Annotated in this window: 30 protein-coding genes; 17 read left to right on the top strand and 13 right to left on the bottom strand. The window is 61.9% G+C overall.

Annotated elements, in window-relative coordinates:
* Positions 1-13 precede the first annotated feature (13 nt).
* The 3 genes from AC56KW_RS24755 to AC56KW_RS24745 all read right to left on the bottom strand — a co-directional run bounded on the left by AC56KW_RS24755 (position 14) and on the right by AC56KW_RS24745 (position 3,650).
* On the bottom strand, positions 14-502 hold the full coding sequence (locus AC56KW_RS24755; protein WP_497173286.1) for a hypothetical protein: 489 nt from the start codon (positions 500-502) through the stop codon (positions 14-16).
* Complete coding sequence (locus tag AC56KW_RS24750; protein ID WP_497173285.1) at positions 499-3,048, bottom strand: DNA methyltransferase; 2,550 nt, start codon at positions 3,046-3,048, stop codon at positions 499-501. Before AC56KW_RS24750 ends, AC56KW_RS24755 begins: the two co-directional genes overlap by 4 nt.
* Before the next feature lie 68 nt (positions 3,049-3,116).
* Positions 3,117-3,650: a Ref family recombination enhancement nuclease gene (locus AC56KW_RS24745; protein WP_497173284.1), complete on the bottom strand. Its 534-nt coding sequence runs from the start codon at positions 3,648-3,650 to the stop codon at positions 3,117-3,119.
* A 35-nt stretch (positions 3,651-3,685) separates the two neighbouring features.
* On the opposite strand from AC56KW_RS24745, the gene AC56KW_RS24740 reads away from it, so the two are divergent.
* Positions 3,686-3,931: a hypothetical protein gene (locus AC56KW_RS24740; protein WP_497173283.1), complete on the top strand. Its 246-nt coding sequence runs from the start codon at positions 3,686-3,688 to the stop codon at positions 3,929-3,931.
* A gap of 14 nt (positions 3,932-3,945) precedes the next feature.
* Here AC56KW_RS24740 and AC56KW_RS24735 read toward each other — a convergent pair whose 3' ends face one another.
* The 9 genes from AC56KW_RS24735 to AC56KW_RS24695 all read right to left on the bottom strand — a co-directional run bounded on the left by AC56KW_RS24735 (position 3,946) and on the right by AC56KW_RS24695 (position 8,229).
* On the bottom strand, positions 3,946-4,362 hold the full coding sequence (locus AC56KW_RS24735; RefSeq protein ID WP_497173282.1) for a hypothetical protein: 417 nt from the start codon (positions 4,360-4,362) through the stop codon (positions 3,946-3,948).
* Between the two features lie 101 nt (positions 4,363-4,463).
* The gene (locus AC56KW_RS24730) at positions 4,464-4,892 is read right to left on the bottom strand and encodes an HNH endonuclease signature motif containing protein (RefSeq protein WP_497173281.1); all 429 of its coding nucleotides are present in this window, start codon (positions 4,890-4,892) and stop codon (positions 4,464-4,466) included.
* The gene (locus AC56KW_RS24725; RefSeq protein ID WP_497173280.1) at positions 4,889-5,803 is read right to left on the bottom strand and encodes a DNA cytosine methyltransferase; all 915 of its coding nucleotides are present in this window, start codon (positions 5,801-5,803) and stop codon (positions 4,889-4,891) included. The genes AC56KW_RS24730 and AC56KW_RS24725 overlap by 4 nt, the downstream gene beginning before the upstream one ends.
* Positions 5,800-6,249, bottom strand: coding sequence for a hypothetical protein (locus AC56KW_RS24720; protein WP_497173279.1), 450 nt, complete (start codon positions 6,247-6,249; stop codon positions 5,800-5,802). The genes AC56KW_RS24725 and AC56KW_RS24720 overlap by 4 nt, the downstream gene beginning before the upstream one ends.
* Positions 6,246-6,968 (bottom strand): hypothetical protein, encoded by a 723-nt coding sequence (locus AC56KW_RS24715; protein ID WP_497173278.1) that lies wholly within the window; start codon positions 6,966-6,968, stop codon positions 6,246-6,248. Before AC56KW_RS24715 ends, AC56KW_RS24720 begins: the two co-directional genes overlap by 4 nt.
* Entirely contained in the window at positions 6,965-7,216 is a 252-nt protein-coding gene (locus AC56KW_RS24710; protein WP_497173277.1) for a hypothetical protein, read from the bottom strand. Before AC56KW_RS24710 ends, AC56KW_RS24715 begins: the two co-directional genes overlap by 4 nt.
* A 234-nt stretch (positions 7,217-7,450) precedes the next feature.
* Positions 7,451-7,654 (bottom strand): helix-turn-helix domain-containing protein, encoded by a 204-nt coding sequence (locus tag AC56KW_RS24705; protein ID WP_497173276.1) that lies wholly within the window; start codon positions 7,652-7,654, stop codon positions 7,451-7,453.
* A gap of 50 nt (positions 7,655-7,704) precedes the next feature.
* Complete coding sequence (locus tag AC56KW_RS24700; protein ID WP_497173275.1) at positions 7,705-7,893, bottom strand: hypothetical protein; 189 nt, start codon at positions 7,891-7,893, stop codon at positions 7,705-7,707.
* Between the two features lie 51 nt (positions 7,894-7,944).
* A complete protein-coding gene (locus tag AC56KW_RS24695) occupies positions 7,945-8,229 on the bottom strand; it encodes a hypothetical protein (RefSeq protein WP_497173274.1) in 285 nt (94 codons plus the stop codon).
* 389 nt (positions 8,230-8,618) lie between these two features.
* On the opposite strand from AC56KW_RS24695, the gene AC56KW_RS24690 reads away from it, so the two are divergent.
* The 8 genes from AC56KW_RS24690 to AC56KW_RS24655 all read left to right on the top strand — a co-directional run bounded on the left by AC56KW_RS24690 (position 8,619) and on the right by AC56KW_RS24655 (position 12,376).
* The gene (locus AC56KW_RS24690; protein ID WP_497173273.1) at positions 8,619-9,332 is read left to right on the top strand and encodes an XRE family transcriptional regulator; all 714 of its coding nucleotides are present in this window, start codon (positions 8,619-8,621) and stop codon (positions 9,330-9,332) included.
* A gap of 41 nt (positions 9,333-9,373) precedes the next feature.
* Positions 9,374-9,622: a hypothetical protein gene (locus AC56KW_RS24685; protein ID WP_497173272.1), complete on the top strand. Its 249-nt coding sequence runs from the start codon at positions 9,374-9,376 to the stop codon at positions 9,620-9,622.
* An 81-nt stretch (positions 9,623-9,703) separates the two neighbouring features.
* Positions 9,704-10,129, top strand: coding sequence for a hypothetical protein (locus tag AC56KW_RS24680; RefSeq protein WP_497173271.1), 426 nt, complete (start codon positions 9,704-9,706; stop codon positions 10,127-10,129).
* A gap of 77 nt (positions 10,130-10,206) precedes the next feature.
* Positions 10,207-10,485 carry a hypothetical protein gene (locus AC56KW_RS24675; RefSeq protein WP_497173270.1) on the top strand — a complete coding sequence of 93 codons (279 nt, stop codon included), beginning with the start codon at positions 10,207-10,209 and terminating at the stop codon, positions 10,483-10,485.
* Positions 10,486-10,504: 19 nt separating this feature from the next.
* Positions 10,505-10,996: a hypothetical protein gene (locus AC56KW_RS24670; RefSeq protein WP_497173269.1), complete on the top strand. Its 492-nt coding sequence runs from the start codon at positions 10,505-10,507 to the stop codon at positions 10,994-10,996.
* Positions 10,997-11,152: 156 nt separating this feature from the next.
* Complete coding sequence (locus AC56KW_RS24665; protein ID WP_497173268.1) at positions 11,153-11,527, top strand: hypothetical protein; 375 nt, start codon at positions 11,153-11,155, stop codon at positions 11,525-11,527.
* Entirely contained in the window at positions 11,520-11,996 is a 477-nt protein-coding gene (locus AC56KW_RS24660; protein ID WP_497173267.1) for a helix-turn-helix domain-containing protein, read from the top strand. The genes AC56KW_RS24665 and AC56KW_RS24660 overlap by 8 nt, the downstream gene beginning before the upstream one ends.
* A gap of 5 nt (positions 11,997-12,001) precedes the next feature.
* On the top strand, positions 12,002-12,376 hold the full coding sequence (locus tag AC56KW_RS24655; protein ID WP_497173266.1) for a hypothetical protein: 375 nt from the start codon (positions 12,002-12,004) through the stop codon (positions 12,374-12,376).
* A gap of 75 nt (positions 12,377-12,451) precedes the next feature.
* Here the strand turns inward: AC56KW_RS24655 and AC56KW_RS24650 are convergent, their stop codons facing one another.
* Entirely contained in the window at positions 12,452-12,817 is a 366-nt protein-coding gene (locus AC56KW_RS24650; RefSeq protein WP_497173265.1) for a hypothetical protein, read from the bottom strand.
* Between the two features lie 486 nt (positions 12,818-13,303).
* Between AC56KW_RS24650 and AC56KW_RS24645 the strand changes: the two genes are divergently transcribed.
* From AC56KW_RS24645 to AC56KW_RS24610, 8 genes are all read left to right on the top strand, one after another.
* A complete protein-coding gene (locus AC56KW_RS24645) occupies positions 13,304-13,744 on the top strand; it encodes a hypothetical protein (RefSeq protein ID WP_497173264.1) in 441 nt (146 codons plus the stop codon).
* Between the two features lie 19 nt (positions 13,745-13,763).
* Positions 13,764-13,889: a hypothetical protein gene (locus AC56KW_RS24640; protein ID WP_497173263.1), complete on the top strand. Its 126-nt coding sequence runs from the start codon at positions 13,764-13,766 to the stop codon at positions 13,887-13,889.
* 25 nt (positions 13,890-13,914) lie between these two features.
* Positions 13,915-14,811 carry a recombination-associated protein RdgC gene (locus AC56KW_RS24635; RefSeq protein ID WP_497173262.1) on the top strand — a complete coding sequence of 299 codons (897 nt, stop codon included), beginning with the start codon at positions 13,915-13,917 and terminating at the stop codon, positions 14,809-14,811.
* On the top strand, positions 14,808-14,981 hold the full coding sequence (locus tag AC56KW_RS24630) for a hypothetical protein (protein ID WP_497173261.1): 174 nt from the start codon (positions 14,808-14,810) through the stop codon (positions 14,979-14,981). Before AC56KW_RS24635 ends, AC56KW_RS24630 begins: the two co-directional genes overlap by 4 nt.
* Entirely contained in the window at positions 14,978-15,358 is a 381-nt protein-coding gene (locus AC56KW_RS24625) for a hypothetical protein (protein ID WP_497173260.1), read from the top strand. The genes AC56KW_RS24630 and AC56KW_RS24625 overlap by 4 nt, the downstream gene beginning before the upstream one ends.
* A gap of 106 nt (positions 15,359-15,464) precedes the next feature.
* The gene (locus tag AC56KW_RS24620) at positions 15,465-15,596 is read left to right on the top strand and encodes a hypothetical protein (RefSeq protein WP_497173259.1); all 132 of its coding nucleotides are present in this window, start codon (positions 15,465-15,467) and stop codon (positions 15,594-15,596) included.
* On the top strand, positions 15,593-15,772 hold the full coding sequence (locus tag AC56KW_RS24615) for a hypothetical protein (protein WP_497173258.1): 180 nt from the start codon (positions 15,593-15,595) through the stop codon (positions 15,770-15,772). Before AC56KW_RS24620 ends, AC56KW_RS24615 begins: the two co-directional genes overlap by 4 nt.
* A partial coding sequence (locus AC56KW_RS24610; protein ID WP_497173257.1) for a hypothetical protein occupies positions 15,772-16,163 on the top strand: 392 nt, incomplete at its 3' end. The genes AC56KW_RS24615 and AC56KW_RS24610, both read left to right, overlap by 1 nt.

Genomic DNA, 16,163 nt, shown 5'->3' with positions numbered 1-16,163 from the left:
CAATGGCGCCGCGTCAGGCGGCTTCCCTGGCCAGCTCGCGAACGACGCTGGTGGAATTGATGTGATGGCGAACCCGGCGATCGACCTCTCGGCAGGCCCGCTCGACGTCGATGGCGCGCACGTTCTCGAGCTGGGCGTCGTGACACTCCAGCGCCTCGCGGATGGCATTGAGCTCGCCACCCTTCATGAGCACGCGGTCGAGCTTCAGGATTCGCTTGCCCACTTCCAGCAGCGCGTCGCGCGCGGCGATCGTGACCTGGCGGAACTCGTCACCGATGCCCTGCTCGCACATCACGTTCGCCATGTTGATCGCGCCGACCAGCAGATCCCAGCCCTCCCGCGTGCCGGCGCCCTTGGCCATGTCGGCGAGCGCCTTGTGGCTTCGAATCTGGATCAGGCGCAGGTGCTCGATGTGGTCGCCGCTCATCCCGCCAAATACGGTCGTCAGCACGTTGCGAGCAACATACTTCGGGCGGTATTTCTTCGTTCGCACCTTTTTCATGCCGCCTCCCGCTCCGGCTGCTCCGCGTCGACAGCCTCGAAATCGAACAATGTTGGGATGCTGAGCTCGCGCTCCATTGCGCGGCAATAGTGCACCTGGTCAGCGAAATAGCCCGGGTTCAGCTCTGAACCTCCGCCGCGGCGGCCCAGCTTCATGGCCCGGACCGGTACCGTGCCCAGCCCACAAAACGGGTCATACACAACGTCGCCGGGATTGCTGTAGCGGTTGATAAGGCGATCAACAATATCTACTTGAAACGGACAAACATGTTTCTCCACCGCGCGCGCTGACTGCTCGCCATTGAGGGTGCGCATCCGGACGATGTCATGCCAGACCATCGGGTCGGCGCTACCCGGCGCCAAGCTGAGGTAGTCGGCCGGCAGAGCCTTGTTGGCCAACATCTGCTCGCCGACAGCGACGTGCAGCTCATAGTTATAGACGTTGGCAAGCGACATGTCGGTGAACATCTTGGCCAGCTTGGCCGGGCCATAGGCGGCGATCTCCTCCGCACCCAGCAGGCGGTCTCCGCTTGAGCGCCAGAACGCATGGGCGTCGACCTGCCAGCGCGCTACGCTGTAGCCGGTACCAGGGATCGGCGCCAGCTTGCGGTCGAAGTCGACCGGCCCACCGTCGTCCGCCTGGCACAGCGGCTTCGCCTTCGTCACCGGCACGTCGGCGTAGCCGCGGCTGCGGTCGGTCTGCGGCTTGTGGAACAGCAGGATGTACTCTGGCGAGCCCACGCCCATCTTCGTGCCGTCCTTGCACACTTCGCTGTAGCCCAGACGGTAGGTCTGGTTGTTCTCGCGCACCACATCCGTGACGACCGTGATCATGCCCAGGTAGTCGAAGCCGTGCTTCATCCCGTGAAACAGCGCTTCGGCGTGGAACGGGCTGACGGTCGGCACGCCGGCGCCGGTCACGTTGCCGAAGTTGATCCGGTCCTTCACGTGGCAGGCGTAAATGCGACCCGGCTGCAGGATCCGGTGCAGCTGCGGGGTGAGGAAGTCCATCTGCGCCCAGAAATGGCCGTTGTCCTGGGTGTGGCCGAAATCGTTGTAGCTGGGCGTGTATTCGTAGTGGTTCGCGAACGGGATGCTGGTCAGGATCATGCCGACCGAGTTATCGGGTTGCTCGAGCGCCTCCAGAACGCAGTCGTTGTTGGCCACGGTGAAGCGCTCGCCGGCGACGACGTGCCGCTCGACGCCAATCGTGCGTGCCAGGCTGTCCTGCATCGACAGCTGGTCCAGCCCATAGGTGCGGATGATCTCGCCCATCTTGTCCTGCATCTCATCGTGACGACGCCATTTTTCCTGCAGTTCGGCCAGCACCGCGCGCTCGACCTCGGTGTGGATGATGTCGATCCGGACCGGGTGCGTCTGCTGGAAGCGCTGGATCCTGTGGATGGCCTGGATGAAGTCGTTGAACTTGAACCCGATGCCAGCGAAGATCGCGCGGTGGCAGTACACCTGAAAGTTGCAGCCAGAGCCGGCGATGATCGGCTTGGTCGACAGGATCTGGAACTTGCCGTCGCTGAAGTCGGCAATGCGCTGTTCTCGCTCGTCCAGGTCCTGCGTGCCCCACACGCTCACGGCGGCTGGCAGCGCCGCCTGGATGGCGTGACGCTCGTCCTCGAGGTCGTGCCAGATCACGAAGTGGTCCGCCGGATCCGCCGCGACGATCTCGGCGACCTTGGCGACGCGCGCCGCCATGCTCTGCCGCTTCTCGCCAGCAGCGGCCGACAGGCCCATGGCGACGTTCGGGATCAGCAGCCCCTGGCCGTTCTTCTCGGCGCCGGCCGCCTCATAGTCGCTCGGCACCTCGTGGTAGTGCACCTCGAGCGGCGGCAGGTCGTAACCCTCGTCCGAGTGGCCCAGGTCGCTCGGGCGGCGAATAAAGCACGCCCAGCTGGCCACCCACAGCCAGAACTCGGTTTCCTTGTGCGGGTAGAGTGTCAGGTTGCCAGCCTTCTCGCTGTCGCGCTGGAAGAATCGGGTCAGCGCCTGGCCGGTGTCCATCACGCCCAGGAAGCCGGCGTAGTGGATCAGCTCCTTGAATCGGTTCGGGCTCGGCGTAGCGGTGAAGACGAACTTGAACTCAACCTGGTCGAACAGCGGCAGGAACTCCTGATAGGTCTTGCTGCCGAAGCTGCGCAGAATGCTCGCCTCGTCCAGCGACGCGGCGCCGAAGCGGCGGACGTCGACCTTCCCATCCCGCACCGATTCGTAGTTCGTCATATAGATGGTCTCGGGCCCAACAACCTCGGCGTCCGACCGGATGAACTTCAGGTCGACCGCGCAATCGCCGGTGAAGCGCTTCGCCACCTCGCGGGTGAACTCCTGGCGCACGCCCAGCGGGAGCACGATCAGACGCAGGCACGGGCGGTGGATGCCGATCTGGCGCATCACCTCGAGGTTCGTGCTGGTCTTGTGCAGGCCGAACGATGCGAACACTGCGCGCTGGCCGCCCTGCAGCGCCCACCGGACGATGTCGCGGGTGTGCGGCTTCAGCCCCGGATTGATCTGCTCGAGCGGGACGTCGAAACCCATGCGCGGCGCCAGCTTGATTTTGGCGCGGAGAAAATCGTTGTAATCGCTTAAAATATTGGCAGACATAATTACTCCACTGTGATTTGTTCAGAGGCCGCGCCGGGTGCAACCGCCGCGGTCTCGTTATTTCTGATCATGGCCAGGCACTCGGCCAGCAACACGAGCTGGGCGCCGTAGCGCTCCTCGAAGCGCGCCTTGTACGGGTGGACCGCAATGAGCGTCGGATTTGGGCCGGTGCCGTCCTGGTGGTGGCCAGCGCACAGCGGGAGCACCAGCAGATGCGCGCCCGGCTTCGTGCGACCATCGATGTGGTGCACGCTGACGTCCGGGTTGTGCCAGCCATCCTTCCGGCAAGCGATGCAGCCCAGGTCGGCGATCGCGCTCATGAAGCGGGCCTCGTCAGTGGTGGGCGCGCGGCCCTTCATCCCGCGCGATGCGATCGGCTTGCGCGGCTTCGGCTCGCGGGCACGTGCCTGTGCCTGGACGGCAGCAACGCGCAGCAGGCCGGCGCCGGCGACGGGCGACTTGAATCCGGTGCCGCGCGCCATCGGCGTCTTGCTCTCGAGGGGCTTGCCCTGCTTTAGAGAGGAGCGGCGCATCATGCTACGATCCCCATCTCGCCACCAAAGGAGCACCTATGAACACGGAACCGCCGCAGGAGTACGGCAACTACCTCATCGTGGTCGGCGCCCTTCCCGCGCCCGAGAATCGCTATTTCAGTGTGTTTTCGATACACCGCCGAAATGACCCGAGCTTGACCGGTGACGCGGGGCTCGTTCACCGCGAAAGCATCAAGGATGGGTTTATTTGCGAGACAGCGGATGAGGCAAAACGCGATGCCTCGGTTCGTGCGCACGAATGGATTGACGCGCGTACTGAGTAAGATCGCACCCATCGTCAGGCTTTCGTGTGAAACGATTGACCAGTGCGCACCGACCACGCCGGGATGTCCTGGCGGGTGCCGCGCGGGTTCGGGATGTACTTCTTGCTCAGCGGCGGGCGCGTGAATACGTCGGGTACCTGGCGCAGCGCAGCGATCTGGCCAACTGGCTGCACGACCTCGACGCCGGCCAGCGCGTCGAAGTGAGCACGGGCGGCCAGGCTGATGTCGATCTTGCCCTCGCGCTCGAGCAGCCAGCCATAGCTCAGCGCGCGCTGCAGCGCTTCCTCCTTGGGAGTGCTCTTGCGGCCGAAGTCCACGACTTCGAACAACCGGCGCGCCGTCGTGGCGCCGTGCTTGTACAGGTACTCGCCGGCGGCGTAGGCTGGCGTGCCGCGGCCAGCCGCGCGAGTTGGATTGATGTGCTTGCCCATGGTCGGGCCTCCGAAAATTGAATTTTGTGATGTGGCTTGCGACGTGCGGCACTGTGGTCGGCCGCAGGCAGTGCAGCCGAGCATGGAGTGGCGGATGCAGGTCATGCGGCCACCCCGGTGATCTGCCGCTCGCGCGCGCAACACGCGCGGGCAGCCAGCAGTTCGTCCCTGTGTTCCTCAGCATGCTGCTTTCGTGTCAACGCCTGCAGGTTTCCGATATCGTCGTTCAAGCTGTCCCGGTCGCGATGGTGCACGACGGATCCGCGCGGCACCTGGCCATGAGCTGCCTCCCAAACGACAACTGCGCGCTTGCGCCACACATTTGGCTCAGCGGTCTTCACCCATGCGCGATCCAGGCCAGTGTGCGTCTCGCGGCGCACGCGCACCGACCCTATCGGCAGGCGGTTATGCGCCTCCTGGCCGGCCTTAAACTCAGTAGTCGGAGCGGCGTGCACACCCTTCTTGAATTGCGTGCTTGGGGAGTAGCTATGCCCCGGAAGAAACCGGCCTTCTTCGCGCCGCGGCGTCATGCGGCCTCCAGCATTGCGGCGATGACGTCACGCGCGGCCGGCGGGCACACGGCGTTGCCCAGCATGTGCACGGCCTCGGAGTGCTTCGCCGGAAGGATGTACGTCTCGGGGAAGCCCATCGCGGCGCGGCATTCCTGCGCCGAGAACATACGCATGCGATCGCCGTCGATGATCGCGTGCCGATCTCGCGTCGTGATGGTGCCCACCGGGCGCGAAAGCGCACGTCCACCCTTCTCGGCGCCGTAGTAACTGCTGATGAAGCGGTCGCCATGGGCGGCGCGGCCGGCGGCGATGCGCGCCAGTGTGTTCGCGGCGCGGCCAGGCTTCTCGATCGGCTGCCAGTTGCCGGTACCGAAGTTGACGAAGCTGCTGGCAGGGACGTGCGGGCGCTTTTCCAGATCGAGCATCAGCGGATGCTTCGCGAGCACGGCGACGATGAACAGGCGCTCGCGGTGCTGCGGGGTGCCGTGGTCAGCAGCGTCGACGATCATCGGCGCAAGCGCATAGCCCAATGCATCCATTGCTGCGCACCAGGCTGGATACAGGGCCCAGGACGTGAACTCGGGCACGTTTTCGATTACAGCGAACGGCGGCCGGTGGTATTCAGCGGCCGATACGACGGCCCAGGCGGTCGAACGGCTGGCGTCGTGCTGCGGGTTGCCGTTGGCCTTGCCGCGCGCCTTGCTGTGGCCTTGGCAGCACGGCGACGCCAGCAGGATGTCGTGCGCGGGCACGTCCCGCCAGTTTGCCTGCTGAAGGTCCTGGCACAGATGCGCGGCGCCAGGGTGATTCTGCGAGTGGATCGCGACGGCGGCCGGCCAGTGGTTGGCGGCCCACACGACTTCGATGCCGGCCATGCCAGCCCCGGTACTGAACCCACCGGCGCCGGCGAACAGGTCGATTGCTTTCATGGACGCACCTCCACCGCACGCTGGCCGAAGAGCGCGGCAACTAGCGGATCGCGCGCTGCCGGTGCCGAGTGCAGGCGCACCGCGAAGTGGCTGTCGTCCTGCATGACATGGATGTGGCGGCCGGCGCCGATGGTGGCGACATCCTTCGCGCGCTTCGGCAGGCCGGTGGGGCGCGATACCGGCGCGGCGGCAAGCTGGGCCAGGTAGGCCCGGGCCTGGTCCGGCGTGATGGTCAGGTAGCACATGAGGCCTTCTGCGCCGCGCACGGAGGTGACGCGCTCACCCAGGTCGGCGAGGTACTTGCGCACGCCCGATGGGCCCATTTCGAGGATGTTACCGATGGCCTCGCGGCTCAGTGGGCCGACCAACAGCGCGGCGACCAGGCGGCGTAGGTTGTCGATGCGCGCAGCGGTCTGGCCAGGGGTGACGTAGCTGGCGCGGGTCATGCTGGCACCTCGGCTTTTTCCTCTGCAGGTGCGGGGTTCGTCATGGCGACGAGATCGTCACCGGCGGGCAAGGTAGAGACCCAAGCTGGCGTTGCGCCCAGTTTGCTGTCGTCTCGCATCGACATCAGCACCCCGATGAAATCGGGCGCGCAGTCCAGACGAAACACGGCGCTGGAGCCTGTGGTGTCCTTGCTCGTGTAAAAGTTCATGCCGACAGCACCGCGCGTACTGCGCCTCAGCATCTTGCCTGCGGCGGCTGCGGCCTTCTGCGCCAGTTCAATGACTGGTGCGCCGAACATTCCAGGCAGCCCCGGCTCAAGCACGTCCGCTTTCGGGATCACGCGCTCATACCGTGGGTAGGTTGCTTCGACTTCTGGGCGGCCTGGCTGGATATAGACGTCACTGTCGCCATTTTCGACCACCGCGAGCCGATCGCCGATCATGACGATGCGACGGTCATCTTTCAGGCCGGCCGCACAAGCCTGCTGCATCCTCGAATCGAAGCGCAGGATGACCTCATGCTCGCAGACTGCATCCTTGTCGTAGATTGCGCCGAGCGCATGACCATTCGTGGCACAGATGATGGCGCCGCCGTCCTTGTGCGGGCGGACGTTGATCGCGTTGAGGTAATAGCGGATGTCTGCCTTGGCGATGAAGGGCGCGATGATCGGCAACAGCTTCGCCGTCAGACTCAGGTTGGCGTGCTTATTGACGGTCATGATTCACCACCGATCACGGCGCGCGCAGCCGCATTCAGGTCCGACTCGGTGAGGGTGTGGCGGCGGACGTCAACGGTGTACACGACATCGCCTGGACGGAGCCACTGGTGTGCGCTGGCCAGTTCGGACAGCGAGTGCGCCTCTGGTTCCGGCGGCTCAGTGGACCACTGGCGGATTGTAGCCAACGCGCCGGGCGAAGACTGGGCCTCACCGGCGTGCACCGCCGGTGGATTCGATTGTGCTAACATTTGATTTCCTTCCAAGGAATTTGCTTTACGGGACCCGGTTGCAGCCGGGTCTTTTCACATCTGCTGCTCTTCGAGCATCTGTTCGTATTTCTCGCGGCTCATCACATGACCCGGCTCGATCGGCGCCGGCGTGCTGCCGCTTTCTTCGGGTTGATCCATCCACTCTCCTTTTCTGATCCGGCGCAGACTTGCGGACTGGCGCCGGGGTATCGTGCTATTGGTGGCGAGCGGGCTTTACTCCGCCAGCTCGCGTATTTCTTTGACCGGGACGCCCAGGTGCTCGTGAATGCTCAAGATCACGGTCGGGCCCAGCGGTGCGCCGCTGCGCAGCTTGCTGATCTGCGGCGGGGTGATGCCCAACTCCCGCGCCAGCGCCGCATCGTTCTTGATCCGGAACCGCTCGCGCAGGATGTCCAACAGCCTCGGTACGTTTTTCAAGTTCACTCCTCCGTATTGGTGACGGCGCCATCCCGCCGCCTGGGTGCTGCCTACGTCGACTGTTTCTGGAAGCTCTTCTCAAGCTTCTCGACCGCCTCCGCCAACTCATTACCGTCCTGCCGGTGGCGAGACTGCGCGCGCTCCCGATCTGTGCCGGTGGCTGCGGCCTTGGCGCGCCGGCTCGACGCCCACTTGCGCGCCTTCGCCACCACCTTGTCCGTGTCCTTTTGTTCGTCCATCTACCTCCCTCCCCTTATTCGCTTTTCGATACGCCCAACACCCGGAAGCCTTCAAACCCGCATAAAAGGCTTGGGGGCGCCGCCGCGCGTCCGGCGCGCACTCGACGGCGGCCAGGTCCGGATCGGGCCCGTTTTGGGCATACGTCCGGGACCCTCCCGCCGGGTACGATGTGCAGGGTCGAGTTCGCGGATCGAAGACGACAGCTGCTGAAGGCTCAAGCCGATCGCGGCGCTCATCGACAAACCGACCGGATCGAAGACGGCCTTCATGGCCAGGTAGACGTCCGGCGACAGGTAGCCTTTGACCGAGATGGTTTTGGCGTTCGGGTTGTTCATGGTTTTCTCCTAGTGATGCGGGTTACAGGAATGGTTGAAACGGCTGTTTGCTAGAGGTTGCTTGGTCGGCTTTTTTCTACTCACGAACCGGGCACGGATCGGTGGAGCGGCGAGCTGGAGGCGGATCAGCTAGTCCAAGCGCGACGAAGACAGCCGGACGCGCAAGCCTAAGAAATTTGAGCTGCGCTTTCGGTATGCCTAACTTGCGCCATTCGGATACCGAAGGAGGCTGGATCTCACAAAGGCGCGCTACTTCTGACGTCCCGCCCAGGGCGTCAATGATTTCGTCGGGCGTGGTCTCTCGTTCCATTGGCCTATTTTAGGCATACCTAAATTACAAAGCAAGCGTTTTTAGGCTTGCCTCATCAAAAAAAGATTAGGATTGCCTAATGGAAGAATGGAAACAACGATTGGCTGCAGCACGCACCGCGAAAGGCATGAGCAAAAGCGAATTTGCGAAGGCAGTTCGCATCTCGGCACCGACCGCGACCGACTGGGAAAAAAGCGTGGCTGATGGCGGTATTAAAGAAATATCAGGGATTCGACTAACCAAGGTCTGCGAGGTACTGGGAATTGATCCGACGTGGCTTTTGCATGGCAAGGGCGCGGGGCCCGCGAAGGCGCCATCGCCTGATCGTATTGATGATCTCAAACCAGTCCTGGCCGCCGATCCAGACAGCCCCACCTTCGTGCACATCCCGAAGGTTCGGCTGCTCGTTTCAGCCGGCGTGAGCGGTTTTGGAGTCGAGCCGGAGCCATACGATGGCACGACCGCGACCGTCCCTGCCGATTGGCTGCGACGTCGGCAACTGCGGGCCGAGAACCTGATCGCAATTCGTGTCCGTGGACGCAGCATGGAACCCACATTCAATGAGGGCGACACGGTGTTCATCAACAAGAAGGACACGGAGCCTTTTGACGGTGCTGTGTTCGTCATCAACTATGAGGGCGAGGACGTAATTAAGCGCCTGTCTCGCGATGCCGGCGACTGGTGGCTGACGTCTGACAATCCGAATCAGCAGCAATTCCATCGGAAACTATGCAGGGGCGCCGAATGCATCATCATCGGCCGCGTAGTTCGAAGTGAGCGAGAGCACTATTAGTGCGGTGCGTAGTTATGGACCTCTGCTGCGTTCGCGTGGCAGTGGTGAAGGTCGACCGCGCATGCCTGGTCAATCCCCGCGCCACGCGGACTTTGCGTGAGCTGCAGCCGCGGTTCGGGATCCTGCCGATCTTGCTGGTATCGTTCGAGTACATGGATCTCCAGGACGCGGCCGGCTTTTCGGACTTTCCGACCGCGCCCTATGTGGCCGACCTGGTCGAGTGGAACTCCATGGAGCCGGTGGAGTGGGAGCCGCTACCTGAACTGGTCGAGCCAGACCTGCCATTTTAAGATTGTGGACATTGGCGAGAATTTAGCTGCCCTTGCTCATCTATACTCGCGCGATCCATCGGATCTTTACAGGGTATCAACATGAAGTTCTTCGGCATCCTCATTCTCGTGGCCGGCCTGGCGCTCAGCGTATTTGCGCTGAATATGAAGGTCCATGTCGACGTGGAGTCCAAGGACTTCGGCTACGGGATCCGCACGCCGGCCATGAGCGTAGCAAACGTTGGCCTCATGGAACAGCGACAAAACCTGCTGATCTTTGCTGGAGTGCTTTCTGTCGTAGGCGCGATCTTGACCGGCTTCGCCTCAATGCGCCCTGCTGCTCCCGCGCCGGCGCCGGTTGCCCTGAAAGACGGAGAGGGCCTGCTCGATTTCTTGAACGAGAAGCAGGCCGCTCCAGCTGCAGCTGAGCCCTCTGCGGTCTCGATTTGCCCGAAGTGTCGCAGTATGGGCAGCGGTGATGATGTTGAGTGTGGCCGCTGTGGTGCTGCGTTGCAGGCCAGCGCATAAACGAAATTCCACGCGCCGTGCTTTCATGCATTTGCGCGAGCGAAACGGCACGCTTAGATGCCGAGTTAGGAATTACCTTGAAATATATTCTGTTCGTAGGCGCCGCCATTGCTCTCACCGGCTGCGCCAGCAATTCTGGCGTCGTCGCCATGGGCCCAGATACCTTCTTTGTGTCCAGGCAGGCGGCAACCGGATTCTCTGGATCCGGAACCCTGAAGGCCGAGGCGATGGCCGAGGCTGGCGCATTCTGTACCGGGAAAGGCAAAACCGCCTCGGTCACCGGTGAAAAGGAGGCGCAGCCGCCTTTCATCCTGGGGAACTACCCGAAGGCTGAACTGACATTCAAGTGCGTGTAAGCGCGCATAGGGGTAAACGATGGCATCGGTCCAGTGCCCAGGCTGCAAAACCCACATCACCGTCCCAGGGCTGATCAACTGCCCGCAGTGCCAGACCTTCATGGACCCGCCGTTCCTGCGCGAGCACCAGGCGAAAGCGGCTGCAGCAGCGAGTAACCGGCCGTCGCTACTCGGCCCGCGGGAATGGTTCGCGTTCGGAGCGCTGGCCGCCATCGTCACCCTGGTCGGCTTGATCGTCTACCGTGTGGCGGTACCGAGCGATAGCCAGGTACACGATCGAGCGGTCAGCGCCGCGCTGCTCGCCTGCCAGCAGCGCATCGCCGGCCTGGCCGAGTTCGGCGGTGCCGAGATGCCGCCCTACTTCAAGAACTGGGGCAAAGGAGATGAGTTTTCCTTCTCCTTGCCGCGTGGATCCTTCCACTTCAAGAACGGTTTCGGCGCCCTCCGTACCGATGTCAGCCGGCTGCATGGGTTGTGGCGATTGGCGAGGACCAATGCCTCAAGCCGGTGAGGTACGAGCCTAATACCGTGACGCGTGAGTATTGGTGACTATTTTGACAACTTTAAGCTTTATCATTGCTGTTGGCCACTATCACACTGATGCAGGCCAACAATTTTGTAACGTCCGCACTCGCGGCCGCATTGACTGATATAATTAATTTGTGATATGCCCTACGACTTGTACGACTACCTAGACGCGGCTGGCGAGAATCAGTTCAAGTTATGGACAAAACAGCTAGAAAAAATACAAAAAGCTAAGCTTAAATCTAAAATTGATATGTTGCGACTGCACGGTGAAGAATTGTTCCCGGAGGTATTGACAGACACGCCAGTGCGCGGCATCAGAAAAATTAGAGTTAAAGGAAACGTTCAACTTCGCCCTCTCCTTTGTAGAGGGCCGCATGGAGAAGATGAATATACATTCCTAATGGGCGCGAAAGAGATCGGCAATGAATTTGAGCCGAAGGACGCCCCGGAAACTGCAAACGTTCGCAAGGCGACCGTTGCAGGAAATAAAAACAGGAGGTGCACACATGAATGAACTGCGTAAAGAACTAGCGGAAGATTTCGAAGATGCTGAGTACGCACATGCTTACTTGGAAGAAAATTCAAACATGAGAATTGCTGCCCAGGTGCGGGCACTACGTAATTCCCGTGGATGGACCCAAGATGATTTGGCAAATCAATCTGGAATGAAGCAAGCTAGAATTTCAAAAATAGAATCGGCTGACTTTGAATCGCTCACGCTAAAGACATTGAGAAAGTTGGCCCAATCTTTTGATGTCAACTTATTTGTTTCATTTAATTCAATTAGCGATGCGGTCAATGATTTTATTGGTCTATCGTCAGAGCGGTTGGTCTGCGAATCTAGGCACGAGTCACTCCCAAAAATCAATGCGGCGAGCTCTAGTATCGTACTGCGTGTACCCTCATCGAACACGAATCGACCCTTTATCGTTTCTGTGACATCACCCAAAGCCAATTTAACAAGTCTTAAAATTCGGGCATAATCATTATGGAATCTCAATCGGTGCTAACTAGCGGACATATCGTAAAAGACACGGGAAAGCTACCCGAGGTATATGCCGATGGCGTTCATGAAATGTTTTTGGGCTCACCTATCTCAAAAATTACATTCTACTCGATGGACGGTGCCACTGAAGATGGGAGAGAGATACGCGCCACACAACAGCGCGTGATTATTCCGACAGGAGCTCTTCTGGAAATGTGTAGAAATATCCTTGCATTTGCCACTGAGAACGCGGCAGGATTAAAACACGGCTATGACCTGCAAACGGATTACTTATCCCGACTATTGTCCGATGTAACGATCACTCCAGCTCCAAACTTTATCCAACCTTCAGATAAACCAGACGAAAAAAACACTTGAGGACGTAAGGTATACCCTCACTTGTTACCAACAGTGCCCCGCTAGTCGGGGCATTTCCACATTTCCTTAATGCAATCAAAGTACGCAATAACGCCGTGCAGTACGCACTGTAAATCCTGGAAATGCAGTAGCTGCCCCCGGTCGCCGCGCTACGTTAATTTCCTGCTGAGGGGACTTATCTGAAACCAATGCGATCGACGACATGTGCGCCACCCCCTCTAGCCCGCGCTGCGCCTTGATCGCGGTCGACCGCTTAGCGCGCGCGACGCGGGTCGCCAAATCTTGCAGCATCGCATCGGTGATCTCCACCGGACCGTACCGAGACGGCCAGCCCGACACCAGCGGGTACGGTACGCCGAAGGCCTCTGCCTCGATTCGGGTCAGCGACTTCACTAATCCCCTGCCCTCCAGGTAGCGCGCGAGCGTCAATTTTTGCGACATTTTCGGGCCTTTTTCCTACGCACCCTGTAGAGGTACTGTTCAGGTTCTGTTCTTGGCTGTTCAGGTAGGTATTTCTAAGTTACTGGCTTCGTTTTATCCCAGCAGAGCCTCGGTTCCAGAGCGTAACCCTCCCTATAGGCCGACAAGAAATCGGCTTGTGTGGAGAGCTACCGCATCCCATGCTTTCGCCTTCGGACACTTTCGCTTGTTCGCAGACTATCCAGGTGTTTCCACCTGCCCCCGGCGCGCTCTACGACCCACCCACGCTGTGCCCCTGCCGGACGTCCTTGGCTCTTAGGCCTGGGCGTCGGCGGTTTCCCCTCCCTGCTCCAGGCGTGCAAACAGCCAGAATCGGCTGATGGACCCATTTTACCTAAATATTTCGGCATACCTCAATATTTTTATTGATTTGTTTTTAGGGATGCCTAATAATGAGGTCAACGAAGCGAGCTCAGCACCTCCCGAGCCGCAGAACTGGAGATCGCAATGACCAAGCAGTGGGACAACGAATACCTGAAAGAAGTCTTCGCCGACGAGATCGCGCTGGCGAAGCTTCATCCGAAGTGGAAGCGCACGTTCAAGGCACCAGCCACGCTGGCGATGGACGCGCCGCTGCAGGTGGGCGCGCGCACCGCGAACCACTTCGGCAGCGCGAGCTCGCCGCGGCTGACCTTCTCGACCGTGGCACCTCAGGTGCCGCCGCACTGGCGCCGCAACTGGAACTCGGCCGGCCCGCTCAGCACCGAGCTGGGCCTGAGCATTCGCCACGACGCAGAGGAGCAGACCGTCTCCGTTGGCGTCGGTGGCGGCGGCCGGCGCAATGTGACCGAGCACTACGCCGATCACCCTAATGCGGACGCCGCGACCATGGCCGCCATCGTGCGTGCCGCGATCCAGCGCCTGACCGACCTGCGCGACGCCCACTGACCCGACACCGGAGAACACGATGATCAACTTCCTGCTCTTTTTCCGCCTCGACTGGTGCGAGCGCCACCCCCGCGTGATGCTGGCCCTGCTGTTCAGCCTGATCTGCTTGGGCGGAGCGATCGACCCGGCCGCACCGCAGCCATAACCACGCCAACCACAAGGACCTGACGATGTTCCGCAACCTCCAGATTTACCGCCTCCCGGCGCCGTACGCGATGACCGCCGATCGCCTGGCCGAGGCCCTGCTGCCGCAGATGTTCGCACCGGCATCGAGCAACGAGCTGCTTCGCCAAGGCTGGGACCGTCCACGCGGTGCCGACGGCGCTCTGGTGCACGCGGTGAACGGCCAGTTCCTGCTGCAGCTGGTCACCGAGAAGAAGGTGCTGCCGGCGAAGGTGATCAACCAGGTCACCGCTGCGCGTGCCGACGAACTCGAAGAGCAGCAAGGCTTCCGGCCGGGGAAGAAGGCAATGAAAGATCTGAAGGAGCGGGTCACCGACGAGTTGCTGCCGCGCGCGTTCCCGATCCGAACAGCGGTCGCGGTGTGGATCGATCCGGTCAATGGCTGGCTGGTGGTCGATGCGGCCAGCCCGGCCAAGGCCAACGACGTGGTCAAGCTGCTGCTCAAAGCGGTGGACAAGATGCCGCTGGAGTCGCTGCGCGTGCAGAAGTCACCCATGGCCGTGATGACTGGCTGGCTGGAGGTCGACGAGGCGCCGTACGGCTTCACGATCGACCGGGATGCAACGCTGCGCGCCACCGGCGAGAGCCGCGCGCAGGTCGGGTACAAGTCGCACACGCTCGAGCCGGACGACATCCGCCGCCACATCGCAGCCGGCAAGCAGTGCACACGCCTCGCCATGACCTGGAACGACCGCATCAGCTTTGTGCTTGATGAGACGCTGGCCATCAAGGGCGTGAAGCCGCTGGACGTGCTCAAGGAGAGCAACGCGCCTACGCATGACGCCGACGAGCGTTTCGACAGCGACTTCGCGCTGATGTCGGGCGAGCTGGCCAGGATGCTGGCCGACGTGGTCGAAGCGCTTGGCGGGGAGGCAAAGGCATGAAGAAGAGCCGCACCCGCCGCGTGCCGAGCGCTGACTGGCAGGCCATGACGCCGGCCGACCGCGATGCCGTCCGCCAGTCGCGCGTCAATGCGCAGTCAAGCCGCTACCAGCGCGAAGTCGCCGTAGAGAAGTCTTTCGCCAACGCCAGCCCAAGGAGCTCCACGAAATGACCACCACCAGCACAGCAGCACCTGGCGCGCTGCAGCGCCGCGTCGACGACCTGCCCCTGCCCGACCAGCCGCTATGGTGGGGCGAGGACGGCACGCCGCTGCCCGCGTCGAGCGCGGTCCACCAGTACCGCCCGCACGACGAGCGCCACCGCCTCTGGTCGGACATTAAGACCGAGGAACTGCTCGCTTACGTGCAAGCCTCGCCGGAGCGCTTCGAGATGCGCACGCTGTTCACCATCCCGGTAGATGAGGTGTCGCGCGCGCCGATGCTGGTGGTGCTCGCCGCGCAGGCAACGCTGTCCCGCGTCCAGCGCGAAATGTCCGCGGCCGATTCCAAGCTGCGCGCCGCCCTGGCCGCGCTGGGAGAACAGCCATGAACGGCCCATACAGCGAGCACGACATCGCCGCCGCCCGGCGCTTCTCGATCAAGGTGCTAGCCCTGGTGGTCGTGTGCACCGCGCTAATCGTGAACGGGTGGCCGCTGTGAAGCGCCGATTCGCCCAGGCCCTAGTGCTGGTGATGGCCTTCCTGATTATCGTCGCCGAAGTCCAGCGCGTCGAGGATGCCGAGGCCATGCGCGGCGCCTACCAGATGTATGGGGATGGGGAGCCGTGACCTTCGAAGAACTGCGCATCACCTACCATTGTCCGGAGAAGCTGGCCCGCAGGCTGTACCAAGACCTGGCCGTAACGGAGGCGCTGCTCGCGCTCGAGCATGCCCTCCGCAGCAAAGCAGAAGCGAAACTGGCAGCGGCCTCGACGCCGCGCCGCAAATACCGAGAGGAGAAGTGATGGACCAAGCAATCACCCGCGCCGCCGGCGCCACGCCCAGCACCACGCCGCCGGCCGCAACCGTCACGCCTCGCCGGTGGGCGCTGCTGCTGACTAGTCAGAACCATGGCCAGATCGGAAAGCTCGGCTGTGACTTTTCCTGGGCGCCGGGCAAGCACGAGCGAGTGCAAGTCATGGAGATCGTCGAAGCCGGCGCGCCGCCAGCACCAGGCACCGACCTGGCCGGCTTGGTGCGCCTGCCCTTGACCAATGAGCAGATCGCCGCCGGCGCCATCATCCGCTGTGACCATGGCGGCTCGATTGGCCGCAGTGCTGCGATCGAAGTATGGGATGCGATGCTCGGCGCCGCCCCTATCACGGCAGAAGCCGGTCAGGTAGCGCCGATCGAGGA

This window comes from Telluria sp. RT2P19 (genome assembly GCF_059685725.1).
Note: the sequence above shows the minus strand (reverse complement) of the source record. Positions and strands in the feature narration are given on the sequence as shown.

Bases quoted from the DNA above. Each gene is read 5' to 3' on its own strand.
- AC56KW_RS24755 (WP_497173286.1), bottom strand. From the start codon at position 502: ATGAAAAAGGTGCGAACGAAGAAATACCGCCCGAAGTATGTTGCTCGC.
- AC56KW_RS24695 (WP_497173274.1), bottom strand. From the start codon at position 8,229: ATGAACAACCCGAACGCCAAAACCATCTCGGTCAAAGGCTACCTGTCG.
- AC56KW_RS24740 (WP_497173283.1), top strand. From the start codon at position 3,686: ATGAACACGGAACCGCCGCAGGAGTACGGCAACTACCTCATCGTGGTC.
- AC56KW_RS24690 (WP_497173273.1), top strand. From the start codon at position 8,619: ATGGAAGAATGGAAACAACGATTGGCTGCAGCACGCACCGCGAAAGGC.
- AC56KW_RS24710 (WP_497173277.1), bottom strand. From the start codon at position 7,216: ATGTTAGCACAATCGAATCCACCGGCGGTGCACGCCGGTGAGGCCCAG.
- AC56KW_RS24645 (WP_497173264.1), top strand. From the start codon at position 13,304: ATGACCAAGCAGTGGGACAACGAATACCTGAAAGAAGTCTTCGCCGAC.
- AC56KW_RS24670 (WP_497173269.1), top strand. From the start codon at position 10,505: ATGGCATCGGTCCAGTGCCCAGGCTGCAAAACCCACATCACCGTCCCA.
- AC56KW_RS24700 (WP_497173275.1), bottom strand. From the start codon at position 7,893: ATGGACGAACAAAAGGACACGGACAAGGTGGTGGCGAAGGCGCGCAAG.
- AC56KW_RS24655 (WP_497173266.1), top strand. From the start codon at position 12,002: ATGGAATCTCAATCGGTGCTAACTAGCGGACATATCGTAAAAGACACG.
- AC56KW_RS24680 (WP_497173271.1), top strand. From the start codon at position 9,704: ATGAAGTTCTTCGGCATCCTCATTCTCGTGGCCGGCCTGGCGCTCAGC.
- AC56KW_RS24725 (WP_497173280.1), bottom strand. From the start codon at position 5,803: ATGAAAGCAATCGACCTGTTCGCCGGCGCCGGTGGGTTCAGTACCGGG.
- AC56KW_RS24715 (WP_497173278.1), bottom strand. From the start codon at position 6,968: ATGACCGTCAATAAGCACGCCAACCTGAGTCTGACGGCGAAGCTGTTG.
- AC56KW_RS24665 (WP_497173268.1), top strand. From the start codon at position 11,153: ATGCCCTACGACTTGTACGACTACCTAGACGCGGCTGGCGAGAATCAG.
- AC56KW_RS24735 (WP_497173282.1), bottom strand. From the start codon at position 4,362: ATGGGCAAGCACATCAATCCAACTCGCGCGGCTGGCCGCGGCACGCCA.
- AC56KW_RS24640 (WP_497173263.1), top strand. From the start codon at position 13,764: ATGATCAACTTCCTGCTCTTTTTCCGCCTCGACTGGTGCGAGCGCCAC.
- AC56KW_RS24730 (WP_497173281.1), bottom strand. From the start codon at position 4,892: ATGACGCCGCGGCGCGAAGAAGGCCGGTTTCTTCCGGGGCATAGCTAC.
- AC56KW_RS24750 (WP_497173285.1), bottom strand. From the start codon at position 3,048: ATGGGTTTCGACGTCCCGCTCGAGCAGATCAATCCGGGGCTGAAGCCG.
- AC56KW_RS24660 (WP_497173267.1), top strand. From the start codon at position 11,520: ATGAATGAACTGCGTAAAGAACTAGCGGAAGATTTCGAAGATGCTGAG.
- AC56KW_RS24650 (WP_497173265.1), bottom strand. From the start codon at position 12,817: ATGTCGCAAAAATTGACGCTCGCGCGCTACCTGGAGGGCAGGGGATTA.
- AC56KW_RS24745 (WP_497173284.1), bottom strand. From the start codon at position 3,650: ATGATGCGCCGCTCCTCTCTAAAGCAGGGCAAGCCCCTCGAGAGCAAG.
- AC56KW_RS24635 (WP_497173262.1), top strand. From the start codon at position 13,915: ATGTTCCGCAACCTCCAGATTTACCGCCTCCCGGCGCCGTACGCGATG.
- AC56KW_RS24630 (WP_497173261.1), top strand. From the start codon at position 14,808: ATGAAGAAGAGCCGCACCCGCCGCGTGCCGAGCGCTGACTGGCAGGCC.
- AC56KW_RS24625 (WP_497173260.1), top strand. From the start codon at position 14,978: ATGACCACCACCAGCACAGCAGCACCTGGCGCGCTGCAGCGCCGCGTC.
- AC56KW_RS24720 (WP_497173279.1), bottom strand. From the start codon at position 6,249: ATGACCCGCGCCAGCTACGTCACCCCTGGCCAGACCGCTGCGCGCATC.